The organism is Spiroplasma sp. ChiS (assembly GCF_002968355.1).
Taxonomy (GTDB): Bacteria; Bacillota_I; Bacilli_A; order Mycoplasmatales; family Mycoplasmataceae; genus Spiroplasma; species Spiroplasma citri.
The window spans coordinates 1-772 of record NZ_PUUH01000227.1 but is presented as its reverse complement, the minus strand read 5'-3'; the positions used below and the strand labels follow the sequence as shown (position 1 = coordinate 772).

Sequence of the window (772 nt, the reverse complement as noted above, 5' to 3'; positions counted from 1 at the left end):
TTTAATAAAATTAAGTAATTAGAAACAAATTATGTTTCGCTTATGATTAAATGATAACAAAATTTATAAAAAATTCAACTTTTTTAAAAATTATATTTTTAATTGAATAAATAATTTTATAAAATTATGAATTTTGACACACTAAAAAGTACTTTTTAAAGTTATTACTAATTTTAAAAAGTTTTTTATTTATAAAGATAAAAATTGATTTTGAGATTGATTTAATTTAAAAATATTAGATTCAATTTTTTCTTTATTTTTATTAATTTTAACTTCATTAATTCTGCTATTAAGTCTTAACATTGAAGCAATTAACATATTATTAAATGTTTCTTTACAATATATTTTTGCACCACGCCCCTTAACAGCCTTAATATAATGTGAAACATCACCTTCAACATGACAACCAATATTATATTCTAATGCTTGATTTTCAATACCATCTTTATTATTTTTAATTAATTCAATAGTTTCTAATAAAAATTTCTTTTTGCTGTCAATAACATAGGGTAAMTGACAAATTAAAAAATCTAATAATGCTTCATAATTTCCAGTAAAAAAATATATTTTTGCTAATTTATATTTTAATCTATGAATTTTGTTTCTATTTCTATATGAAAATAAGTCTTTAAATCTTTTTACTAAATGAAATTTATCCAAACTATATGATACAGTGTTATTTTTATAGTTTGTTTTTATGGCTTTGTAAATTTTTTTAATTTGTTTTTCGCCATCACTTAATACTAATTTTTCGCCATCACTTAATACTAAT

1 pseudogene is annotated in these 772 nt (G+C 18.4%); it reads right to left on the bottom strand.

What is annotated here, in order from left to right:
* Positions 1–189: 189 nt before the first annotated feature.
* Positions 190–772: pseudogene (locus tag C6B38_RS10195) on the bottom strand (hypothetical protein); the annotation flags it as partial.